The following is a 16,968-nucleotide window of genomic DNA, read 5'->3' as shown; positions in this document are numbered from 1 at the left end:
ATATTTACTAAGGTGCGCGTACTGGATAATCACCTAAAATTGCTCAATTGTTGCATTTTTTAAGCTATATTTGAATCAATGACAACCTATCCCACCCATCACCAGTAGGGCATCCACTAGGCGAGAATTTTGTTCAGAGGATACGGGGCTTTTAGCATGACTTTTAACAGGTCTTTCAAAGATTGCGTTTTGTGAGGGGCTGCTAGCCGATTCACCGTCTGATTGGTGGTTATGCTGTTTGGGCTGGTGGCTTTGGTGGCTGTTTGGATGGCTGACCATTGTATCGCTTGTAACTGTACTAGCATTGGCAGCCAAAACCGATGTTGGCTGATGAAACGCTAAATACGTCAATGCCAAAAATCCCGTGAGCGCCAATCCCGTGAGCGATAGGAATGTATGGTGGGGTGATGATGCTAAATTTGGCATTTGAATTCCAAGTTGTGATAACCCATATAAACCCTTACAATAGCTATACTTTTAATGCGTTATCAATCAAAAATTAGTGAGAAAGCGGGTGAGCACACAGCAACACAAACCACATGCCAAGATTTTACCTGAAGCTGAATTGACTGTCCCCAAAAATTTTGACGACGATCATCCTATTAGTTTTGCCAAATCTGGTGGCAAATCTGTGGGTATCGTCACACCGCAAAAAATTCATTTTGATACCCCATTGACACTAGAATGCAATCGCACGCTGCCATTTTTTGATTTAATGGTGGAAACTTATGGCGAGCTCAACGCCGATAAATCCAATGCGATATTGATTTGTCATGCGCTATCGGGCAGTCATCATGCGGCTGGCTATCATAGTAGCGATGATAAAAAAGCCGGCTGGTGGGATACTTTTATCGGTCCTGGCAAAGCGATTGATACCACGCGTTTTTTTGTGGTGTGTCTTAACAACATTGGTAGCTGCTACGGCTCGACCGGTCCAACCAGTACCAACCCAGAAACCGGCAAGCCGTATGGTCCAGATTTTCCCTTAGTCACCATCAAAGACTGGGTAAAAACACAAGTCATGCTCTCTGACTATCTGGGCATTGACATTTGGCATGCCATTGTTGGTGGCTCAATGGGCGGCATGCAAGCCATGCAGTGGTCAATTGACTATCCGGGTCGGCTGAAAAAATGTGTGGTCATTGCCAGCACGCCCAAGCTGTCTGCGCAAAATATTGCCTTTAACGAAGTGGCACGCCAATCGATTTTATCCGATCCTGATTTTTGTGAAGGACGCTATATCGAGCAAGGCAAAATCCCCAAACGCGGCTTGATTTTGGCGCGTATGGTCGGTCATATCACTTATCTCACCGATGAAGCGATGCGGGTAAAATTTGGACGCGATTTGAAAGCCGGCAAGCTGATGTTCAATTACGATGTAGAATTTCAAGTGGAAAGTTATTTACGCTATCAAGGTGAGCAGTTTAGTGAACGGTTTGATGCCAATACCTATTTGCTGATGACTAAAGCCTTGGATTATTTTGACCCGGCGCGTGGCGCGATTGCGGATGACAGTCTTAATGATAGCTTGACTGATACCGATGCGCTACGGTTGGCATTGGCAAATACCCAATGTAAGTTTTTAATTATATCCTTTACCACCGATTGGCGGTTTAGCCCAGAGCGCTCGCAAGAAATTGTGGATGCGCTAATTGCCAATGGTAAGCCCGTAAGCTATATCAATATCGATGCCGCCTATGGGCATGATTCGTTTTTGTTTGATATCCCGACCTATCGTCAATCGGTATTTAATTTTTTAACGGCTTAACTTAGATTTAACGAGAATTGAATGAAAATCGACCATCAACTTGCCGAACGCTGGATCAAACCCAATGCCAAAGTCTTAGATTTAGGCTGTGGCAACGGTGATTTACTCGCGCATTTGCAAAACAAATTGGGCGTATTTGGCTATGGTATCGAAATCGACCAAACTAAAATCAATGACTGTATCACCAAAGGCGTTAACGTCATTGAGCAAGACTTAAATGATGGGTTGGCGCGGTTTGCCGACGCAAGCTTTGACACGGTGGTGATGGCGCGCGCCCTACAAGCGGTCAAAGAGCCCGACCAACTACTCCTCGACATGGTACGTGTTGGCAAAGAAGTGATTGTCACTTTCCCTAATTTTGCGCATTGGCAAAACCGTATTCACTTGGGTATCAAAGGTATGATGCCAATGTCTGAAGCCCTGCCGTTTGCTTGGTACAACACGCCCAATATTCACTTGTGTACCTTTAAAGACTTTGAAAAGCTGTGTGATGACAATGACATCCGCATCATCAATCGTTTTGCGGTACAAGAAAGTGAAAAGCCCTACCCTTGGGCATTGGCGCAAATCATCCGCAAAAACCCCAACTTACTTGCCGATGTGGCAATCTATCGTGTTACCAAAAACTAAGCTGTTTTATCGCTGATTCTATGCCTATGAAAATTTGGTCAGCGGATAAATTACCGTCTAATCTAACAATATGTCACAAAAGTAAAGCCCTACACGACACCAAACGTCGCAAGTGTTTGTTTCCCCTGTGAAATATTGTAACAACTGTTTACATTTTCACTTAAATATTTGAAACGCAAAGCAAACAGTGTTAACCTAAAACAATCAAAAGATTGCGTTATCCTATTAAAACATAACGAATGGCTAAATCATTGTAAAATTTAAGATTTTCTGTTAATTCGTTTACCTATTTATTAAGTTTATTTTATCTAAACCTAGGCAAGCTTGCGATGGCTGCAGCTTGATACTCGGAGTTGGTTATGAAATTATTGAAAGTCACCGTATTAACTGCATTTTTAGGCTTATCGGGCGTTGCAAGCGCCGAACTGGTTGCCAATATTCCACTCAACGGCTCACGCTATGACAGCATGGAACCGATGGAATTACTTAGCCAAGCTAAAACTGGCAACCAACAAGCCCAATTCTTCCTAGCCAAACGCTACCAAAAAGGTCTTGGCATTCAGCAAAACTTCCAACAAGCCATCCAGTGGTACACCACCGCCGCCAAACAAGACATTGCACCTGCACAATTAAATCTTGCCATGATGTATATTCGTGGTGAAGGCGTGCAGCCTAATGCTGGGCAAGCACGTTATTGGTTAGAAAAAGCAGCAAAACTTGGTGATAACCGTGCCAGCTATACCCTAGCCATGCTGGATGAAAAAGAAAAGAAATTGGTCGATGCCTATAAATGGTATGACCTAGCCGCTCGTGACGGCATGCTATCAGACCAAGTACGCACCCGCGCGCAAAGTAAAATCGGTCAATTGGCATTAAACTTGTCATCACAAGACATCGCCACTGCACGTAGCCGTGCGGATTCTTGGTTTCAAAGCAAGTAAATTTAATACAACGAATGTTTGGTTAAGTGTTAAGCTAGCCATTAAAGTTTATGAAACCCTAGTATTTACTAGGGTTTTTTGTTTTTATGGGTTAAATTAATCAAGATTGCTCGGCGCACATTGATTGTATAAAATCGCTCATTTATCCTCTGTTGCCGTAAAACCACCGACTTCAGGCGGTGGATATAAGGCAACTCCGTAACCATGCTTACGCACAAAATTTTGCTAAATGTGTTAAAATAAACCCATGAAAACACTCAAGTTACGCATACGAGATAAACAAGTAGACCAATTAAACCGCCTAAGCGGTGCGGTCAATTTCGTGTGGAACTACGTCAATGATTTGAGTTACAGACACCTACAAAAAACTGGCAAATTCTTTTCAGCTTATGACTTGAACGAATACACCAAAGGTAGTGGTGAGTTACTAGGCTTGCATAGTCAGACCATCCAAGCCATCAACGAAACCCACGCCAAAAGCCGTAAGCAATTCAAAAAAGCTAAGTTATCATGGCGAACCAACAACCCAAACTCTAAGCGTAAAAGCTTGGGTTGGCTACCATTTAAACAATCTGCCATTAAGCATATTGCCACGCACCAAACTGGTAAAAAGGGCTTAAAATCAACACTACAACTAAGCCTAGCCAAAGGACAAAAGCTAATCATCGACCTATGGGACAGCTACAACCTATCGCTTTACCAAATCAACACCCTTGAGGTCGTGCAAGACAGCCGTAATCGTTGGTATGCCTGTGTCACCGTCAAAGACTATCCCAAACAATCATGTGGTACTGGTAGTGTTGGCATAGACTTAGGCTTAAAGGAAAGTGCCACCACCTCAAACGGTGACAAGCTACAAATCAAGCAAACGCTTAAATATGCCAAAGCGTTAGCTACCGCCCAACGTGCCAAAAACAAAAAACGTGTCAAAGCGATTCATGCCAAAATCAAACATACACGGCAAGACCTAATTCACAAATTCACCACACGACTAGTTAAAGACAATGCCCTAATTGTAGTTGGTGACGTTAAAACCAATCAATTTAACAGTAAAAAAGGCAAACTAGCCAAATCGGTTTACGATGCAGGTTGGTTTGAACTCAAAAGGCAACTGACCTACAAATGCGAGAACGCAGGTTGCCGTTTTGAAATCGTGAATGAGAAATACACGACTCAGCGATGTTCGTGTTGTGGTGAAATCACCGACAATAGTCCGAAAGGTAGAAAATCGCTTGGAATAAGGGAATGGACTTGTGCATCGTGTGGCACATGGCATGATAGAGATATTAATGCTGCTAAGAACATTCTTGCGGTCGGGCTTGACCGTCTTGCAGAAGAAATCCCCGAACGATAGGGAGGGGAGGAAGTCAACAGTATATGTGGTATGCCGATATGGCACTGGCTGCCTTGGCTGCTGTGCTCAATCTGCCGATTCAAGAGCCGAAAATAATGAAAGCTATAAGCTAATCTGTTGTTTTACTCTCTCTTTAAAATATTGGCGTGATTTTTCATCCAACCCAAGATAGCGATTTTTGCTTAAGGTTAAAAAATGACTATCTTGGTCAACTCCGATAAATTTTCTACCAAATAAATTGGCAGCAATACCTGTTGTCGATGAGCCTGTAAATGGGTCAAGCACGACATCATTAGCTTTAGTAGACGCCAAAACAATCCTTGACAACAATCCTAACGGTTTTTGCGTAGGATGTTTGCCAAATTGCTTTTCCCAACTTGATACCGCAGGCAGTCGCCAAACGTCTTTCATTTGTTTGTCACCATTGAGCGACTTCATTAATTCATAATCAAAGTAATGCGGAATTTTTGGGGTTTTTCTTGCCCAGATTATCCATTCAGTTGAATAGGTGAAATAGCGACAAGAAAAATTTGGCGGTGGATTGGGTTTTTCCCAAGTTATCATGTTTAAGATTTTAAAATTGAGTTGTGATAATACTCGCCCTAGCGTAAAAATATTGTGGTGGGTTCCACTCATCCAAATCGTGCCATTATCTGCCAACATTCGCTTTGCTTGGCTTAGCCAATCATAAGTAAAAATATAGACTTCATTATCATCACTAAATTTATCCCATTCGCCCTTATTGACAGATTGCACCATGCCATTTTTTACCGTTAACCCGTCATTGGATAAAAAATAGGGCGGGTCGGCAAAAATCATATTGATAGATTTATCATGGATAGTTGGTAGGATGTGCAAACTATCGCCTTGCAACAACGTAAAGTCCTGCGATTGTGATTGATAAAAAATCATTCCATCATATCCGCAATAAAGTGCAACATTGACGCGATATCATAACTCCCTTCTAAAAAACCCATATTTTCACAACCATCAGGAATGAAAACCGTCTGGTTTTCTAATCGACTATCCAAGCTAAGCATTCGCAAGGTATTCACAATTTTGCCTTTGATGCCTTCATCCGCTAGCCATTCACAATCATCATTGAACTTGTAAGCAACATGCATGTCAATAATTCCAAAATAATACTTATTGTGTGTAGTTTATTTTAAACAATGAGTGAGAATAACGCAATGGAAAATGACATTTTAATCAAGTTTGGGCAAAAAATTCGCCAACTGCGTAAAGCTAAAAACCTCAGTCAAGAGCAGTTAGCAGAACTGACAGGGTTTCATCGTAACTATATTGGGATGGTCGAACGTGGCGAGCGAAATCCTGCACTAATCAATATTGAGATTTTTGCTAACGCGTTTGATTTGTCGTTAAGTGAATTATTTGAATTTAAGGATAAATAATGGCAAGACAGCCTAATAGTTTTGGCGGTGGGGCACAAACCAATATTAATGGTCTAACCTTTGAAAGAGACATGAATCTTTTGACAGTGATTGATGCTCTACCTAATTTTCATACGGTAAATAATAAAATTTATTTGAAAAATATTTTGGTCGCTGAACATTTTTCTAAGTATGGCTTGTACAAGAATTACTTATTGCTTAATCAAATAAATTGGCAAGATTTTATTAGCTCTCAATTATTGCCTGATGATGTATTAATTACCCAAAAGTCATGTTATATCATAGAGAAAAAGTTTCAAAATACAGGCGGGTCAGTTGATGAGAAACTGACAACTTTTCCTTTTAAAACCCAGCAATATCAAAAAATGTTTACCCCTTTAGGAAAACAAGTTCATTTTTATTACTTACTAAGCGAATGGTTTGATAAGCCTAAATATAAAGACCCGTTGCAATATATTCGAGATAATCAATCGGACTACTTTTTTAATGTTGCTGACTTACTTAATAAGATTGTTTGGGAATAAAATTTTACCCAAATAATCATCTTTTAACATTTCAATATTGAGCAAAATATTGTTGCGTTCAAAATAGTCTTTTAATGGATTTTTAGTTTTCAGCCAACCTTTCCCATCAGTCACCCAAATAAAAGTAACCTCTTGAGCCTGCCAAAAGCGGCTCATTTCGATATATTCAGTTGCGGTGGATTTTAACTTTGAGCCACCACCGCCATAAAAATTGCACTCGATAAAAAATAACTGCGCATCTTTTTTGATTACAAAATCGATGATTCTCGAAGATTTATCAACAGCAATATCGATGCCCCAAACTTCTTTAATCTTTTTGGCGTTGGCTTGAGCCAAATAAGCTAAATTATGTTCATGACAAAATATGGCGACAAAGGATTCAACGAGTTTTTCCATCGATGTACCACCACGATTTTTTCGACCGTTGGAATCAAGTCCAACTTCTACACCAATACAATAGTCAGGGATACTTTTAATTTGCTTGGTTTTGATCAATTCCGCAAAACCACTCTCAATCAAGAGATTTACCACATCGTGAATTTTTTCATCTGTGACTTCTTTTAAATTGAAGTCAAAATTTTTATAAATAAAAGCCGTGCTATCAATCAAAACTTCAACTGATTTATCTCGAATTGCCAAAAGAGTGGGTACTGTCTTAATTGTCTTCGGATAAGTCTTAAGAATATCGAACAATGCCGCTTCGATATCTTCTTTACCAATGGCAGTGTTTAACAAATTCAGCTCTTTTTCGATTGGGGTAATATTTTTAAACACCTTTCCCCAGTTCACAAAATAATCAAACTGAGTGATACCTTTTAAATTTAGTGTCTCAATGAACTTCTCAAAATGTTCATCTGCAAACAATTGACTATCCATAATTAATAATTCCGTATTAACAATTCATTGACGGCTTGACGACTGGTTGATTTTGCCCCAATAGCACGATTAGCGGTTACTCGCTCTATATTAAAATCTTGATAAAGATTATCAAAAAAATCATCATACTCACTGTGCATCTTTGGGTCAGAATTACTTAATAAAAACTGATGCCCCAACTTATCAATTTTCTGGCAAAACTCATGCAGCCGACGTTGCTCACTGTCATCAAAAACTTGATGAGAATAAGCAGTAAAACTTGCTGTTTCGCTAATCGGGCGATAAGGTGGATCAAGATAAAACCAGCAAGGTAAGTCGTTTGGTAGCGCTTTAATCGTTTGCTCGTAGTCACCCTGTAAAATCACGACTTTTTGCAACGCGTCAGAGACTGCAAGTAATAATGCTTTATCCAAAAAAATCGGTCTTTTATAACTACCTATTGGCACATTAAACTGATTTTTTTTATTAACTCGATATAGCCCATTAAAACTGGATTTATTCAAAAATATAAATAAACTGGCTTGCTTCACTGGATCAAGATTTCTTTGATTGAAACTTGCACGTTTAGCATAAAAATAAGGCGTTTTTGCATCTTTATCTAACAACTTATCATAATCTCTTTGCAAGTTATCTAACTCAATCATTAATTGTTGAACATCTGCCTTGATAACCTGATAGACATTTATTAGATCTTCATTAAAGTCATTGATAATAAGTTTTTTTAAATATTTTAAGTTAGATAATGCCCAAAAACTGACCGCACCCCCACCCAGAAATGGCTCAATCATGCAGAAATCTTGATTGGCTGTATAATTTGGCAAACGTGCTTGTATATCACCGATGAGTTGTGATTTACCGCCAGCCCATTTTAGAAAAGGTTTAAGTTGAGACATTTTTTAAATTTGAACATCGAATCAAAAAGGATAGGCATTATAGCACAGCCGATTTTTATCCTTTCAATGAACTTCAATGCAAATTGATGTGTTAGAATTTTAAGCAAACCTGTCACTCATTATAAAAATATGCCGACCCTTACCCAACAATCCCCTGCCAAAATCAATTTATTTTTACATATTACCGGTAAACGCCCCGACGGCTATCACAATCTACAAACCGTATTTCGGCTGATAGATTTGTACGATACGCTCACTTTTAGCCATACAGATAAAACCATTGGCGATAATTTACCCGTCACCCTGTCCAATGCCGAGCACGTCACCGACACCCCTGCCGACAATCTGATTATTAAAGCGGCCATTGCCTTATTAGGCTTTGCCAAAAATCATCAAATCTTGAGTGACTCGCAAATCGCCCAATTACCGATTGTTGATATTCATCTTGATAAACACATTCCGATGGGGGCAGGCTTGGGCGGGGGTTCGTCTAATTGTGCGACAGCCCTGATGACACTCAATACCTTATGGAAAATAGGATTGAGCAATGAGCAGCTACGCCTCATCGGTGCAAAACTGGGCGCGGATGTACCGATATTTATTTTTGGCAAAGACGCCATTGCTGAAGGCATTGGCGAGATTTTAACGCCGATTGACTTGCCTGCGCAGCAATTTTTATTGTTAAAACCCGATGCCCATATCAGCACGGCTGAACTTTTCGTCCATCCGCTGTTAAAACGGGATTGCGCAAGCCTTTCTCATGACTATTTGCAAAGCCACTGTCATGCCTTTACCAATGAGTTAACCGATGGCTTTACCAATGTTTTTGAACCTGTGGTATGTGCCTTATCTGCAGACGTCAACGCCGCGATGAAGGTTTTAAGGACGCTTGCCACCAACACCCACACCACACCGCGCATGACGGGCTCAGGGAGCTGTGTGTTTTTGCCAGTACCTAGCGATTTTGATAAAAACACCATCAAACACTGGCTACAATCATCACCTTTTCACGCGTATTGGGTGCATACGCTGTAACAAAATTTTGGAAAATCAACGATTGCAAAAATTTTGGTGTTTATGCCCAAAAAAAGCTTGCAATTTTATGTTTTTTGGTTAAAATATCGCTTCCAATACAGGGGTATCGCCAAGTTGGTAAGGCACCAGGTTTTGATCCTGGCATCCGTTGGTTCGAGTCCAGCTACCCCTGCCATATTTAAAGATGTACAGATTTTCTTGTGCATCACGTAGTAAAAATTTTGTCATAAAATCTGCGCTGTTCAAGACATTTTACATTGACAAAATCGCCTAAAATCGGTATAGTTCGCACCGTCACAGGGGTATCGCCAAGTTGGTAAGGCACCAGGTTTTGATCCTGGCATTCGTTGGTTCGAGTCCAGCTACCCCTGCCATTTTCTTTACTAACCCATTTTTAGTAGTTGACGTAATGACGTTTTTCTCATCCTAATTGTAAAAGTTAGTTGATGAGTTTTTTTGTTTGATGAAACCGTCGTTGGTCTAGAAAAATAGGACTCGCATATGCCTTATTTGGCGATTTTTACCGGAAATGCCCATCCAGAATTGGCAAAAAATGTCACCAATCACTTACATATTCCGTTAGGACGTGCCGATGTGACGCGTTTTTCGGATGGTGAAGTCGCGGTTGAAATCCAAGAGAATGTACGTGGTAAAGACGTCTTTATCCTACAATCAACTTGCTCACCGACCAATGACAATTTGATGGAAATCATGGTAATGGCAGATGCCTTGCGCCGTGCCAGTGCAGGTCGTATTACGGCAGTGATGCCCTATTTTGGTTATGCGCGTCAAGACCGTCGTCCTCGCTCAGCGCGTGTACCTATCTCAGCAAAAGTGGTCGCTGATATGCTCAATATTGTGAGCATTGACCGTGTTGTTACCGTGGATTTGCACTCAGACCAGATTCAAGGTTTTTTTGATATCCCTGTAGACAATATTTACGGTACGCCGGTTTTATTTAAAGATTTACGTGAGCAAAAATACGATAACTTGATGGTAGTATCCCCTGACGTAGGCGGTGTGGTTCGTGCCCGTGCAATGGCAAAACAGTTAGGCGATGCCGATATGGCAATTATTGATAAACGCCGCGCCAAAGCCAACGAATCAGAAGTGATGCATATTATCGGTGATGTTAAAGACCGCGATTGCGTGATTATTGATGATATGGTGGATACCGCAGGTACCCTGTGTAAAGCCGCTGCCGCATTAAAAGAACGTGGCGCGCGCCGTGTGGTGGGTTACATCACCCACCCCGTATTGTCAGGTAAAGCCATCCAAACAATTGCCGCGTCAGTGCTTGATGAACTTGTCGTAACCGATACTATCCCACTGTCAGATGCCGCAAAAAACACGGGCAAAATTCGCCAAGTGACCATTGCGCCTATGCTGGCTGAAGCGCTACGTCGTATCAACAATGAAGAATCATTGAGTGCGATGTTTGACATTATGTAGGTAATTTTAGGCAATGTTAGCCAGCATGTGGAATGCGGGCTTATCGGCTACGCCCATGTTGCTATTATTAACTTGCTATTTACAAAATAATTGTTAAAGTTTTGCTATTTTTTTGAAAAATGGCGTATAACGCATAAATTGGTCGCAAATTTATGCTTTTTTTCACTCGCTAGTTACTTGCTAATTTTTATAAGCAGAGCGTTGTAAGTAAAGGCAAACAGCCAAATCATACTGACAAGGCATCCCTGACTAGCCTAACCCAAGGAAACTCCCATGAGTAACCAAACTTTTGAATTAAACGCTGTCGTACGTGGCGACGAGTTACAAGGTAAAGGTGCGAGCCGCCGCCTTCGTAAACAAAACCTAGTACCAGCAATCGTATACGGTGCGGACAAAGAGCCAGCCTCTATTGCTATCCGTTACAATGAATTGATTAAATCACTTGAAACAGAAAGTTTCTTCTCTCACATTTTGACCATCAACGTAGAAGGTCAAGGTACGGAAGAAGTGGTGATTAAAGCACTACAACGTCATCCAGCCAAAAACACCCCAATGCACGCTGACTTCCAACGTATCGTCCGTGGTCAAGCGATGCACATCACTGTTCCTGTACACTATGTAGGCGCTGAAGATGCACCAGGTCATAAAGCAGGCGGTATCTTTGTATCGAATGCCACTGAACTTGAAATCACTGCTATTCCTTCAAAAATCCCAGAATACTTGACAGTCGATGTATCTGGCATGAACGTCGGTGATTCGATTCACTTGTTAGATATCCAGTTACCTGAAGGCGTTGCCATTCGTGAGCTTGAAGTGACTGAACCGTTTAACCGTACCGTGGCTACTATGCAAGCGCCAACGGTGGAAGTTGAAGAGCCAATCGAGCCAGAAGCAAATGAAGAAGCTGCGGGTACTCGTGATCCTGAAGGTGACGAAGAAGCACGTAAGCTTCAAGCACAAGATGATACCCATGATGCCCCAAAATCTGATGATGAATAATCATTTATCATTTGCCGCTTAAGTTGGAATAATCAGCGTGTCAAAACTGAAACTGATTGTCGGACTTGGCAACCCAGGTCAGCAGTATGCCCAAACACGGCATAATGCTGGCTTTTGGTTTGTGGAGCGTCTAAGCGAGATGTTTAATATTACCATGACGTTGGATAAAAAATTTCATGGTTTGGTTGGGCGTGGCGTAGTATATGGCATGGATATACGTTTATTGTTACCGCATACTTTTATGAATAAATCAGGGGAAGCGGTGGTACCGATGGTAAATTTTTATGGCATCCACAATGACGAACTGCTGATTGTTCATGATGAGCTTGACCTTGATGTGGGTCGTATGCGCTTAAAAACAGGCGGTGGTCATGGCGGTCATAATGGACTGCGTGATATCGTGCCACATATCGGCGCGGATTTTCACCGTTTACGTTTGGGGATTGGTCATCCAGGACATAAGTCCAAAGTATCGGGTTATGTGCTTGGCAAACCGACCGCTGATGAGCAAATCGCATTTGACAGTATGCTAGACGCTGCCATGCGTACCCTGCCCGATTTGGTGACAGGTGACTTAGCCAAAGCCCAGCAAGCCATCAATAGTTTTAAACTACCTAATGCCTAACGTTAACCAAAGGACAAGATTGATAAATCTTAGGGTCTATCCTTGAACTTTTATTTTCCTTCCATATATTGATTGCAAGATGGATGAATTTCTCACCTGATATTTCAATCATGTTTAACTTTTATCGAGTTGGTTAATAGCCTCTCATGACTAGCCTGCTCACTTTTACCACAATGACGCGCATCGCGTTAACCTGACAAGGTAAGGAACGATCATGTTATTAACCCTATTAAAAGCCAAACTTCACCGTGCGCGTGTGACCCATTGTGAGCTTCACTACGAAGGTTCATGTGGCATTGATAGCGAGTTACTCGACTTGGCGGGCATCCGTGAGAACGAATCAATCGACATTTACAATGTCAACAACGGTAAACGTTTTCGCACCTATGCGATTCGTGCAGAAGCAGGCTCAAAAATGATTTCGCTAAACGGGGCAGCCGCTCACATGGCGGATTTAGGCGATGTGGTAATTATCGCTGCTTACGCGCAAATGGATGAGAAAGAAGCCGACAACCATCATCCACGCTTGGTTTACCTTGATGAAGGTAATATCGTTAAAGACACTGCCAACGTGATTCCTGTACAAGTTTCTTAACACTGCTTTATCTTTACCACAAATGTGCAAATAAATTAGGCGAGTCATTGAATACTCGCCTTTTTTTGTCTATATTTTTTATTTAAACAATAAGTTTGGCTGATAAGTAGATTGATAGGTGGGTCAACCGTAAATTGCACGTTGGTAATCTGCTTGCGATAGGTTAATTAGCACCAATGTGGCAAACAACGAAAGGCTTGCTATAGAATTAATAACGTTTACTTTTAGTGCCTATTAATAAAAAAAAATAATAAAAAAAGCCGAAGTTGATTCGGCTTTTTTAAAAAATTAAAAGGCTTAAAGAAGCCAAGATAGGCGATTATTTTTCTACGCCAGCTGGTTGACCTTTGTATTTGGCGTTTGCGTAATCCCAGTTGACAAGTTTATCTAGGAAGGTGTCAACGTAGTCTGGACGACGATTACGGTAGTCGATGTAGTAAGCATGCTCCCACACGTCACAAGTCAATACCGCAACTTGGTTATGGGCTAATGGGGTGTCTGCGTTTGCCGTTTTGGTGATTGATAATTGACCACCCACGCTGTCAGCCACTAACCATGCCCAACCTGAACCAAATTGGCTTACAGCCGCGTTTTTGAATTCTTCACGGAATTTTGCATACGAACCAAACGCTTCTTCGATTTTGGCTTTTAGATCGCCTGTTGGTTCACCGCCACCATTGGCTGTCAAGCAGTTCCAATAGAAAGTGTGGTTCCAAACCTGCGCCGCTTGGTTAAAGATGGTCGCTTTGCTGCTATCACCTGCGGTGGCTTTGATGATTTCATCCAGCTCTTTACCTTCAAGACCTGAACCTGGTAGTAGCTCATTTAGTTTGTTGACATACGCTGCATGATGTTTGTCATGGTGAAATTCTAGGGTTTCTGCGCTGATATGTGGCTCAAGCGCGTTTTTGGCGTATGGTAAATCTGGTAATGTAATGTGTGACATGTTATTTTCCTTTTTCCTTCGCTATTGTTGTGATGACTTTATGATAAAAGTAACCACATGCCATTTGTGTGATAAAAGCTTTGTATTAAAAGCGCATATATCAAAACCATATCCAAAATGGCAAGTTGGCTGGGTTGATGTTATTTAGTTTATGTTATTTATCTATGCTTCATCAAGCTTTATCAAGGGTTAAAACCACTCACCAATTTTACTATCGTTAGCTTTGTTTATTAACCTTGCTATCATTAGCCTTGATAATATCCTCATAACACATGGGTTATTTTGCCATAAAAATTGGCAGAATTTAACCGTTTCTATAGTGGGGATTTATTATCTTGTGGGGTAAAAATCAATGAGTGCATGCTAATAAGCTGATTTTTAACCCGTTACTTGCTATTTGATGATAGCAAATTATTCAAAAAAAACTGTAGTGGTTTGGTATAAGGCTTTTGCAATGTGAGTATTTGCAGCGCGAGCCACTGTTAACTATGCTATGATAAGGTCAAGTTTTTTATGCAAAATACACACAGTGGGTCTGTATGTCAGTTTCTATCCTTAATCAACTATTTCCTACCCGCCAGTTAGTCCTCGCCAGTAATAACCAAGGCAAACTCGCGGAATTCAAGCAATTATTTGAACAAGCCAATCTTGAAATAACAGTCATCCCACAAGGGCAATTGGGCATCGAGGACGCGGTCGAAGATGGACTTAGTTTTATTGAGAACGCGCTGATTAAAGCCCGCCATGCCAGCCATATTAGCGGACTGCCTGCGATTGCTGATGATTCGGGTTTATGTGTACCTATCTTGGGCGGTCAACCCGGAATTTATTCTGCGCGTTTTGCCCAAGATGAAGCCAGCTTTAGCCAGCATAAAGACTTAGCCAATAACCAAAAATTATTGCGGCTGCTTGAACCCCACAGACATACGAATGAGCCGATTATCGGGCAGTTTGTTTGCGTGTTGGCACTCGTGCACCATGCCGATGACCCGCTACCCATCATTGCCCAAGGGATTTGGCAAGGTGAAATCTTGCCCGCCCCGCAAGGTGAGCTTGGTTTTGGTTATGACCCGCTATTTTGGCTACCTAGCTTACAAAAAAGCGCTGCCGAGATGCACAAGGCCGATAAAAACCGCATCAGTCATCGCGGGCAAGCGATGCAGCAACTGCTAATGCAATTGATGAAGTAAAGGTTTTCAACTCACGCTCTTGCAGATAGACAGGGTGTGACTGCTAAGGTAGTGGATACAGAGATTTTACAGCAACAATTTTTTTACTTTACTAGATGATTAATTTATACTATACCACTTTCGGTTAATTTTTGCCTTTTAGCATGCGTTAACCAACAGATTTTGGATTGCGTATTTTATAGGCTTTTTTCAATCACCTTAAAAGCCTGATAACTTATCGCTATTTACCTTTATGAGTGGCACCCACGCTGCTCTTTTTTGATATTTTATGGAAGGTTTTGTTATGTCAAATTCAAATGTGTCAGATTCAACAGTTACTAACTTAGAAGTAACTACCAACAAAAAATCAAACCTTGAAACCCAACTCACGGTTAAAGTACCTGTGTCAACCATTCAAGGTCGTGTGGAAAAACGCATCAACCAAGTGGCAAAAACCGCTAAAATCGACGGTTTCCGTAAAGGTAAAGTGCCTGTATCACACATTCGCGCCCAATATGGCGCAGGTATCCAACAGGAAGTGATCAATGATGTGATTCGCGATACCGTATTTGATGCGATTCGTCAAGAAAACATCCGCGCTGTGGGTATGCCAAACATTGATGACGTGAAACTTGAAAACGACTTTTTGGTTTATCAAGCAACGGTTGAAGTATTCCCAGAAGTAGAAGTTCAAGGGTTATCAGACATTGAAGTTGAGCGTCAAGTTGCCAACGTGGGCGACGCAGATGTTGACACCATGATTGAAAACCTACAAAAACAACGCCAAACTTACGTTGCCAAAGACGATGCCGCAGATGAAGGCGACCAAGTCAAGTTTGACTTTGAAGGTTCAATCGACGGTGAAAAATTTGAAGGTGGTAGCGCACAAGACTTTAGCCTAGTCTTAGGTAGTGGTCGTATGATTCCAGGCTTTGAAGATGGTATCAAGGGCATGAAAGCAGGCGAAGAAAAAACCATCGACGTGACGTTTCCAGAAGATTACCAAGCTGAAAACCTACAAGGTAAACAAGCACAGTTCAAAATCAACGTCAAATCAGTTGAGCAATCACAACTACCAGAATTGAACGACGAGTTCCTTGAAGCATTTGGGGTAACAGAAGGCGGCTTAGACAAACTTAAAGCAGACGTGCGTAAAAACATGGAGCGCGAAGTAAAAAGCGCTGCCCGCAACCAAGTAAAAGAAGCGGCATTTAACGCCCTACTTGAAAAAAATGAAATCGACGTACCTGCATCGATGCTTGAGCAAGAAATCGATCGCCAACGCAGCATGATGTTAAACCGTTTTGCCCAGCAATTTGGTGCAGATCCTAAAACTTTTAACAAAGATATGCTACCAAACGAATTATTTAAAGAGCAAGCCCTGCGCGCTGCCCGCCTTGGCATCATTGTATCGAGCCTGATTGAGTCAAACAAACTTGAAGTTGACCAAGAACGTGTGACCCAATACATCAACGAAATGGCAGAAAACTACGAAGATCCAAACGAAGTTATCGACTATTACACCAACAATGCGCAAGAACGTGCCAACATCGAAGCAGTGGTGTTAGAAGATCAAGTGGTCGATCATATCTTGTCTCAAGGTAAAGTGACTGATACTGAAGTATCTTACCAAGACTTACTGGCTAGCCAACAGCAACAAGCGATCATGTAATAATTGGCTTAATCCATTCTTAGGCATTTAAGCTTAGATATTTAAGCTTAGGCATTTAAGAATGTATTTTTAGTCAG

Annotated in this window: 19 protein-coding genes and 2 tRNA genes; 15 read left to right on the top strand and 6 right to left on the bottom strand. The window is 41.3% G+C overall.

Translation table 11 applies throughout. The features are described 5' to 3' along the window. Nucleotides 1–75: 75 nt before the first annotated feature. Nucleotides 76–426, bottom strand: coding sequence for a hypothetical protein (locus RTP55_RS01525; RefSeq protein WP_157819345.1), 351 nt, complete (start codon nt 424–426; stop codon nt 76–78). Between the two features lie 175 nt (nt 427–601). Here RTP55_RS01525 and metX point away from each other — a divergent pair, with 175 nt between their 5' ends. From metX to RTP55_RS01505, 4 genes are all read left to right on the top strand, one after another. Then, nucleotides 602–1,768 carry a homoserine O-succinyltransferase MetX gene (gene metX, locus RTP55_RS01520; RefSeq protein ID WP_312116642.1) on the top strand — a complete coding sequence of 389 codons (1,167 nt, stop codon included), beginning with the start codon at nt 602–604 and terminating at the stop codon, nt 1,766–1,768. Nucleotides 1,769–1,789: 21 nt separating this feature from the next. Next, nucleotides 1,790–2,398 carry a methionine biosynthesis protein MetW gene (gene metW, locus RTP55_RS01515; protein ID WP_062332622.1) on the top strand — a complete coding sequence of 203 codons (609 nt, stop codon included), beginning with the start codon at nt 1,790–1,792 and terminating at the stop codon, nt 2,396–2,398. 359 nt (nt 2,399–2,757) lie between these two features. Beyond that, nucleotides 2,758–3,339, top strand: a complete 582-nt coding sequence (locus RTP55_RS01510) for a tetratricopeptide repeat protein (protein ID WP_135888607.1) — start codon at nt 2,758–2,760, stop codon at nt 3,337–3,339. A 247-nt stretch (nt 3,340–3,586) separates the two neighbouring features. Continuing rightward, the gene (locus RTP55_RS01505) at nt 3,587–4,693 is read left to right on the top strand and encodes an RNA-guided endonuclease InsQ/TnpB family protein (protein ID WP_312116593.1); all 1,107 of its coding nucleotides are present in this window, start codon (nt 3,587–3,589) and stop codon (nt 4,691–4,693) included. Nucleotides 4,694–4,795: 102 nt separating this feature from the next. Here the strand turns inward: RTP55_RS01505 and RTP55_RS01500 are convergent, their stop codons facing one another. Together RTP55_RS01500 and RTP55_RS01495 are read right to left on the bottom strand one after the other, a co-directional pair. Continuing rightward, the gene (locus RTP55_RS01500; RefSeq protein ID WP_060994457.1) at nt 4,796–5,605 is read right to left on the bottom strand and encodes a DNA-methyltransferase; all 810 of its coding nucleotides are present in this window, start codon (nt 5,603–5,605) and stop codon (nt 4,796–4,798) included. Continuing rightward, nucleotides 5,602–5,817 (bottom strand): hypothetical protein, encoded by a 216-nt coding sequence (locus tag RTP55_RS01495; RefSeq protein ID WP_036596632.1) that lies wholly within the window; start codon nt 5,815–5,817, stop codon nt 5,602–5,604. Before RTP55_RS01495 ends, RTP55_RS01500 begins: the two co-directional genes overlap by 4 nt. 66 nt (nt 5,818–5,883) lie before the next feature. Here RTP55_RS01495 and RTP55_RS01490 point away from each other — a divergent pair, with 66 nt between their 5' ends. Both RTP55_RS01490 and RTP55_RS01485 read left to right on the top strand, forming a co-directional pair. Next, on the top strand, nt 5,884–6,105 hold the full coding sequence (locus RTP55_RS01490) for a helix-turn-helix domain-containing protein (protein WP_076775015.1): 222 nt from the start codon (nt 5,884–5,886) through the stop codon (nt 6,103–6,105). Beyond that, nucleotides 6,105–6,629: a hypothetical protein gene (locus RTP55_RS01485; RefSeq protein WP_076775013.1), complete on the top strand. Its 525-nt coding sequence runs from the start codon at nt 6,105–6,107 to the stop codon at nt 6,627–6,629. The genes RTP55_RS01490 and RTP55_RS01485 overlap by 1 nt, the downstream gene beginning before the upstream one ends. Here the strand turns inward: RTP55_RS01485 and RTP55_RS01480 are convergent. Together RTP55_RS01480 and RTP55_RS01475 are read right to left on the bottom strand one after the other, a co-directional pair. Continuing rightward, the gene (locus RTP55_RS01480) at nt 6,603–7,505 is read right to left on the bottom strand and encodes a type II restriction endonuclease (RefSeq protein WP_312383690.1); all 903 of its coding nucleotides are present in this window, start codon (nt 7,503–7,505) and stop codon (nt 6,603–6,605) included. The genes RTP55_RS01485 and RTP55_RS01480 overlap by 27 nt on opposite strands. A gap of 2 nt (nt 7,506–7,507) precedes the next feature. Beyond that, on the bottom strand, nt 7,508–8,398 hold the full coding sequence (locus RTP55_RS01475) for a DNA adenine methylase (RefSeq protein WP_312383688.1): 891 nt from the start codon (nt 8,396–8,398) through the stop codon (nt 7,508–7,510). A gap of 129 nt (nt 8,399–8,527) precedes the next feature. On the opposite strand from RTP55_RS01475, the gene ispE reads away from it, so the two are divergent. The 7 genes from ispE (at nt 8,528) to panD (ending at nt 13,104) form a co-directional block, all read left to right on the top strand. Continuing rightward, a complete protein-coding gene (ispE, locus tag RTP55_RS01470) occupies nt 8,528–9,433 on the top strand; it encodes a 4-(cytidine 5'-diphospho)-2-C-methyl-D-erythritol kinase (RefSeq protein WP_312383687.1) in 906 nt (301 codons plus the stop codon). A 99-nt stretch (nt 9,434–9,532) separates the two neighbouring features. After that, nucleotides 9,533–9,608: transfer RNA gene (locus tag RTP55_RS01465), tRNA-Gln, on the top strand. Between the two features lie 123 nt (nt 9,609–9,731). Beyond that, a tRNA-Gln gene (locus RTP55_RS01460) sits at nt 9,732–9,807 on the top strand. A 127-nt stretch (nt 9,808–9,934) separates the two neighbouring features. Further along, complete coding sequence (locus RTP55_RS01455) at nt 9,935–10,885, top strand: ribose-phosphate pyrophosphokinase (RefSeq protein WP_007117244.1); 951 nt, start codon at nt 9,935–9,937, stop codon at nt 10,883–10,885. Nucleotides 10,886–11,158: 273 nt separating this feature from the next. Further along, complete coding sequence (locus tag RTP55_RS01450; protein ID WP_007117245.1) at nt 11,159–11,884, top strand: 50S ribosomal protein L25/general stress protein Ctc; 726 nt, start codon at nt 11,159–11,161, stop codon at nt 11,882–11,884. A gap of 37 nt (nt 11,885–11,921) precedes the next feature. Next, nucleotides 11,922–12,509 (top strand): aminoacyl-tRNA hydrolase, encoded by a 588-nt coding sequence (gene pth / locus RTP55_RS01445; protein WP_312383685.1) that lies wholly within the window; start codon nt 11,922–11,924, stop codon nt 12,507–12,509. A 214-nt stretch (nt 12,510–12,723) separates the two neighbouring features. Continuing rightward, nucleotides 12,724–13,104, top strand: a complete 381-nt coding sequence (gene panD / locus RTP55_RS01440) for an aspartate 1-decarboxylase (protein WP_036589204.1) — start codon at nt 12,724–12,726, stop codon at nt 13,102–13,104. Nucleotides 13,105–13,423: 319 nt separating this feature from the next. Here panD and RTP55_RS01435 read toward each other — a convergent pair whose 3' ends face one another. Further along, complete coding sequence (locus tag RTP55_RS01435) at nt 13,424–14,050, bottom strand: superoxide dismutase (RefSeq protein ID WP_076775005.1); 627 nt, start codon at nt 14,048–14,050, stop codon at nt 13,424–13,426. Nucleotides 14,051–14,589: 539 nt separating this feature from the next. Here RTP55_RS01435 and rdgB point away from each other — a divergent pair. Next, nucleotides 14,590–15,240, top strand: a complete 651-nt coding sequence (gene rdgB, locus RTP55_RS01430) for an RdgB/HAM1 family non-canonical purine NTP pyrophosphatase (RefSeq protein WP_099833395.1) — start codon at nt 14,590–14,592, stop codon at nt 15,238–15,240. A 283-nt stretch (nt 15,241–15,523) separates the two neighbouring features. Beyond that, nucleotides 15,524–16,891, top strand: a complete 1,368-nt coding sequence (gene tig / locus RTP55_RS01425; protein WP_312383681.1) for a trigger factor — start codon at nt 15,524–15,526, stop codon at nt 16,889–16,891. Nucleotides 16,892–16,968: the final 77 nt, after the last annotated feature.

Source organism: Moraxella sp. CTOTU47579 (assembly GCF_032004885.1).
Taxonomy (GTDB): domain Bacteria; phylum Pseudomonadota; class Gammaproteobacteria; order Pseudomonadales; family Moraxellaceae; genus Faucicola; species Faucicola tetraodonis.
This window is presented reverse-complemented; position numbering and strand designations above follow the sequence as displayed.

Excerpts from the sequence above, each read along its gene's own strand:
- metW (WP_062332622.1), top strand. The coding sequence starts at position 1,790 with ATGAAAATCGACCATCAACTTGCCGAACGCTGGATCAAACCCAATGCC.
- RTP55_RS01525 (WP_157819345.1), bottom strand. The coding sequence starts at position 426 with ATGCCAAATTTAGCATCATCACCCCACCATACATTCCTATCGCTCACG.
- RTP55_RS01490 (WP_076775015.1), top strand. The coding sequence starts at position 5,884 with ATGGAAAATGACATTTTAATCAAGTTTGGGCAAAAAATTCGCCAACTG.
- RTP55_RS01495 (WP_036596632.1), bottom strand. The coding sequence starts at position 5,817 with ATGCATGTTGCTTACAAGTTCAATGATGATTGTGAATGGCTAGCGGAT.
- RTP55_RS01450 (WP_007117245.1), top strand. The coding sequence starts at position 11,159 with ATGAGTAACCAAACTTTTGAATTAAACGCTGTCGTACGTGGCGACGAG.
- RTP55_RS01435 (WP_076775005.1), bottom strand. The coding sequence starts at position 14,050 with ATGTCACACATTACATTACCAGATTTACCATACGCCAAAAACGCGCTT.
- RTP55_RS01510 (WP_135888607.1), top strand. The coding sequence starts at position 2,758 with ATGAAATTATTGAAAGTCACCGTATTAACTGCATTTTTAGGCTTATCG.
- RTP55_RS01505 (WP_312116593.1), top strand. The coding sequence starts at position 3,587 with ATGAAAACACTCAAGTTACGCATACGAGATAAACAAGTAGACCAATTA.
- RTP55_RS01480 (WP_312383690.1), bottom strand. The coding sequence starts at position 7,505 with ATGGATAGTCAATTGTTTGCAGATGAACATTTTGAGAAGTTCATTGAG.
- panD (WP_036589204.1), top strand. The coding sequence starts at position 12,724 with ATGTTATTAACCCTATTAAAAGCCAAACTTCACCGTGCGCGTGTGACC.
- RTP55_RS01455 (WP_007117244.1), top strand. The coding sequence starts at position 9,935 with ATGCCTTATTTGGCGATTTTTACCGGAAATGCCCATCCAGAATTGGCA.
- RTP55_RS01485 (WP_076775013.1), top strand. The coding sequence starts at position 6,105 with ATGGCAAGACAGCCTAATAGTTTTGGCGGTGGGGCACAAACCAATATT.
- rdgB (WP_099833395.1), top strand. The coding sequence starts at position 14,590 with ATGTCAGTTTCTATCCTTAATCAACTATTTCCTACCCGCCAGTTAGTC.
- ispE (WP_312383687.1), top strand. The coding sequence starts at position 8,528 with ATGCCGACCCTTACCCAACAATCCCCTGCCAAAATCAATTTATTTTTA.
- RTP55_RS01500 (WP_060994457.1), bottom strand. The coding sequence starts at position 5,605 with ATGATTTTTTATCAATCACAATCGCAGGACTTTACGTTGTTGCAAGGC.
- tig (WP_312383681.1), top strand. The coding sequence starts at position 15,524 with ATGTCAAATTCAAATGTGTCAGATTCAACAGTTACTAACTTAGAAGTA.
- RTP55_RS01475 (WP_312383688.1), bottom strand. The coding sequence starts at position 8,398 with ATGTCTCAACTTAAACCTTTTCTAAAATGGGCTGGCGGTAAATCACAA.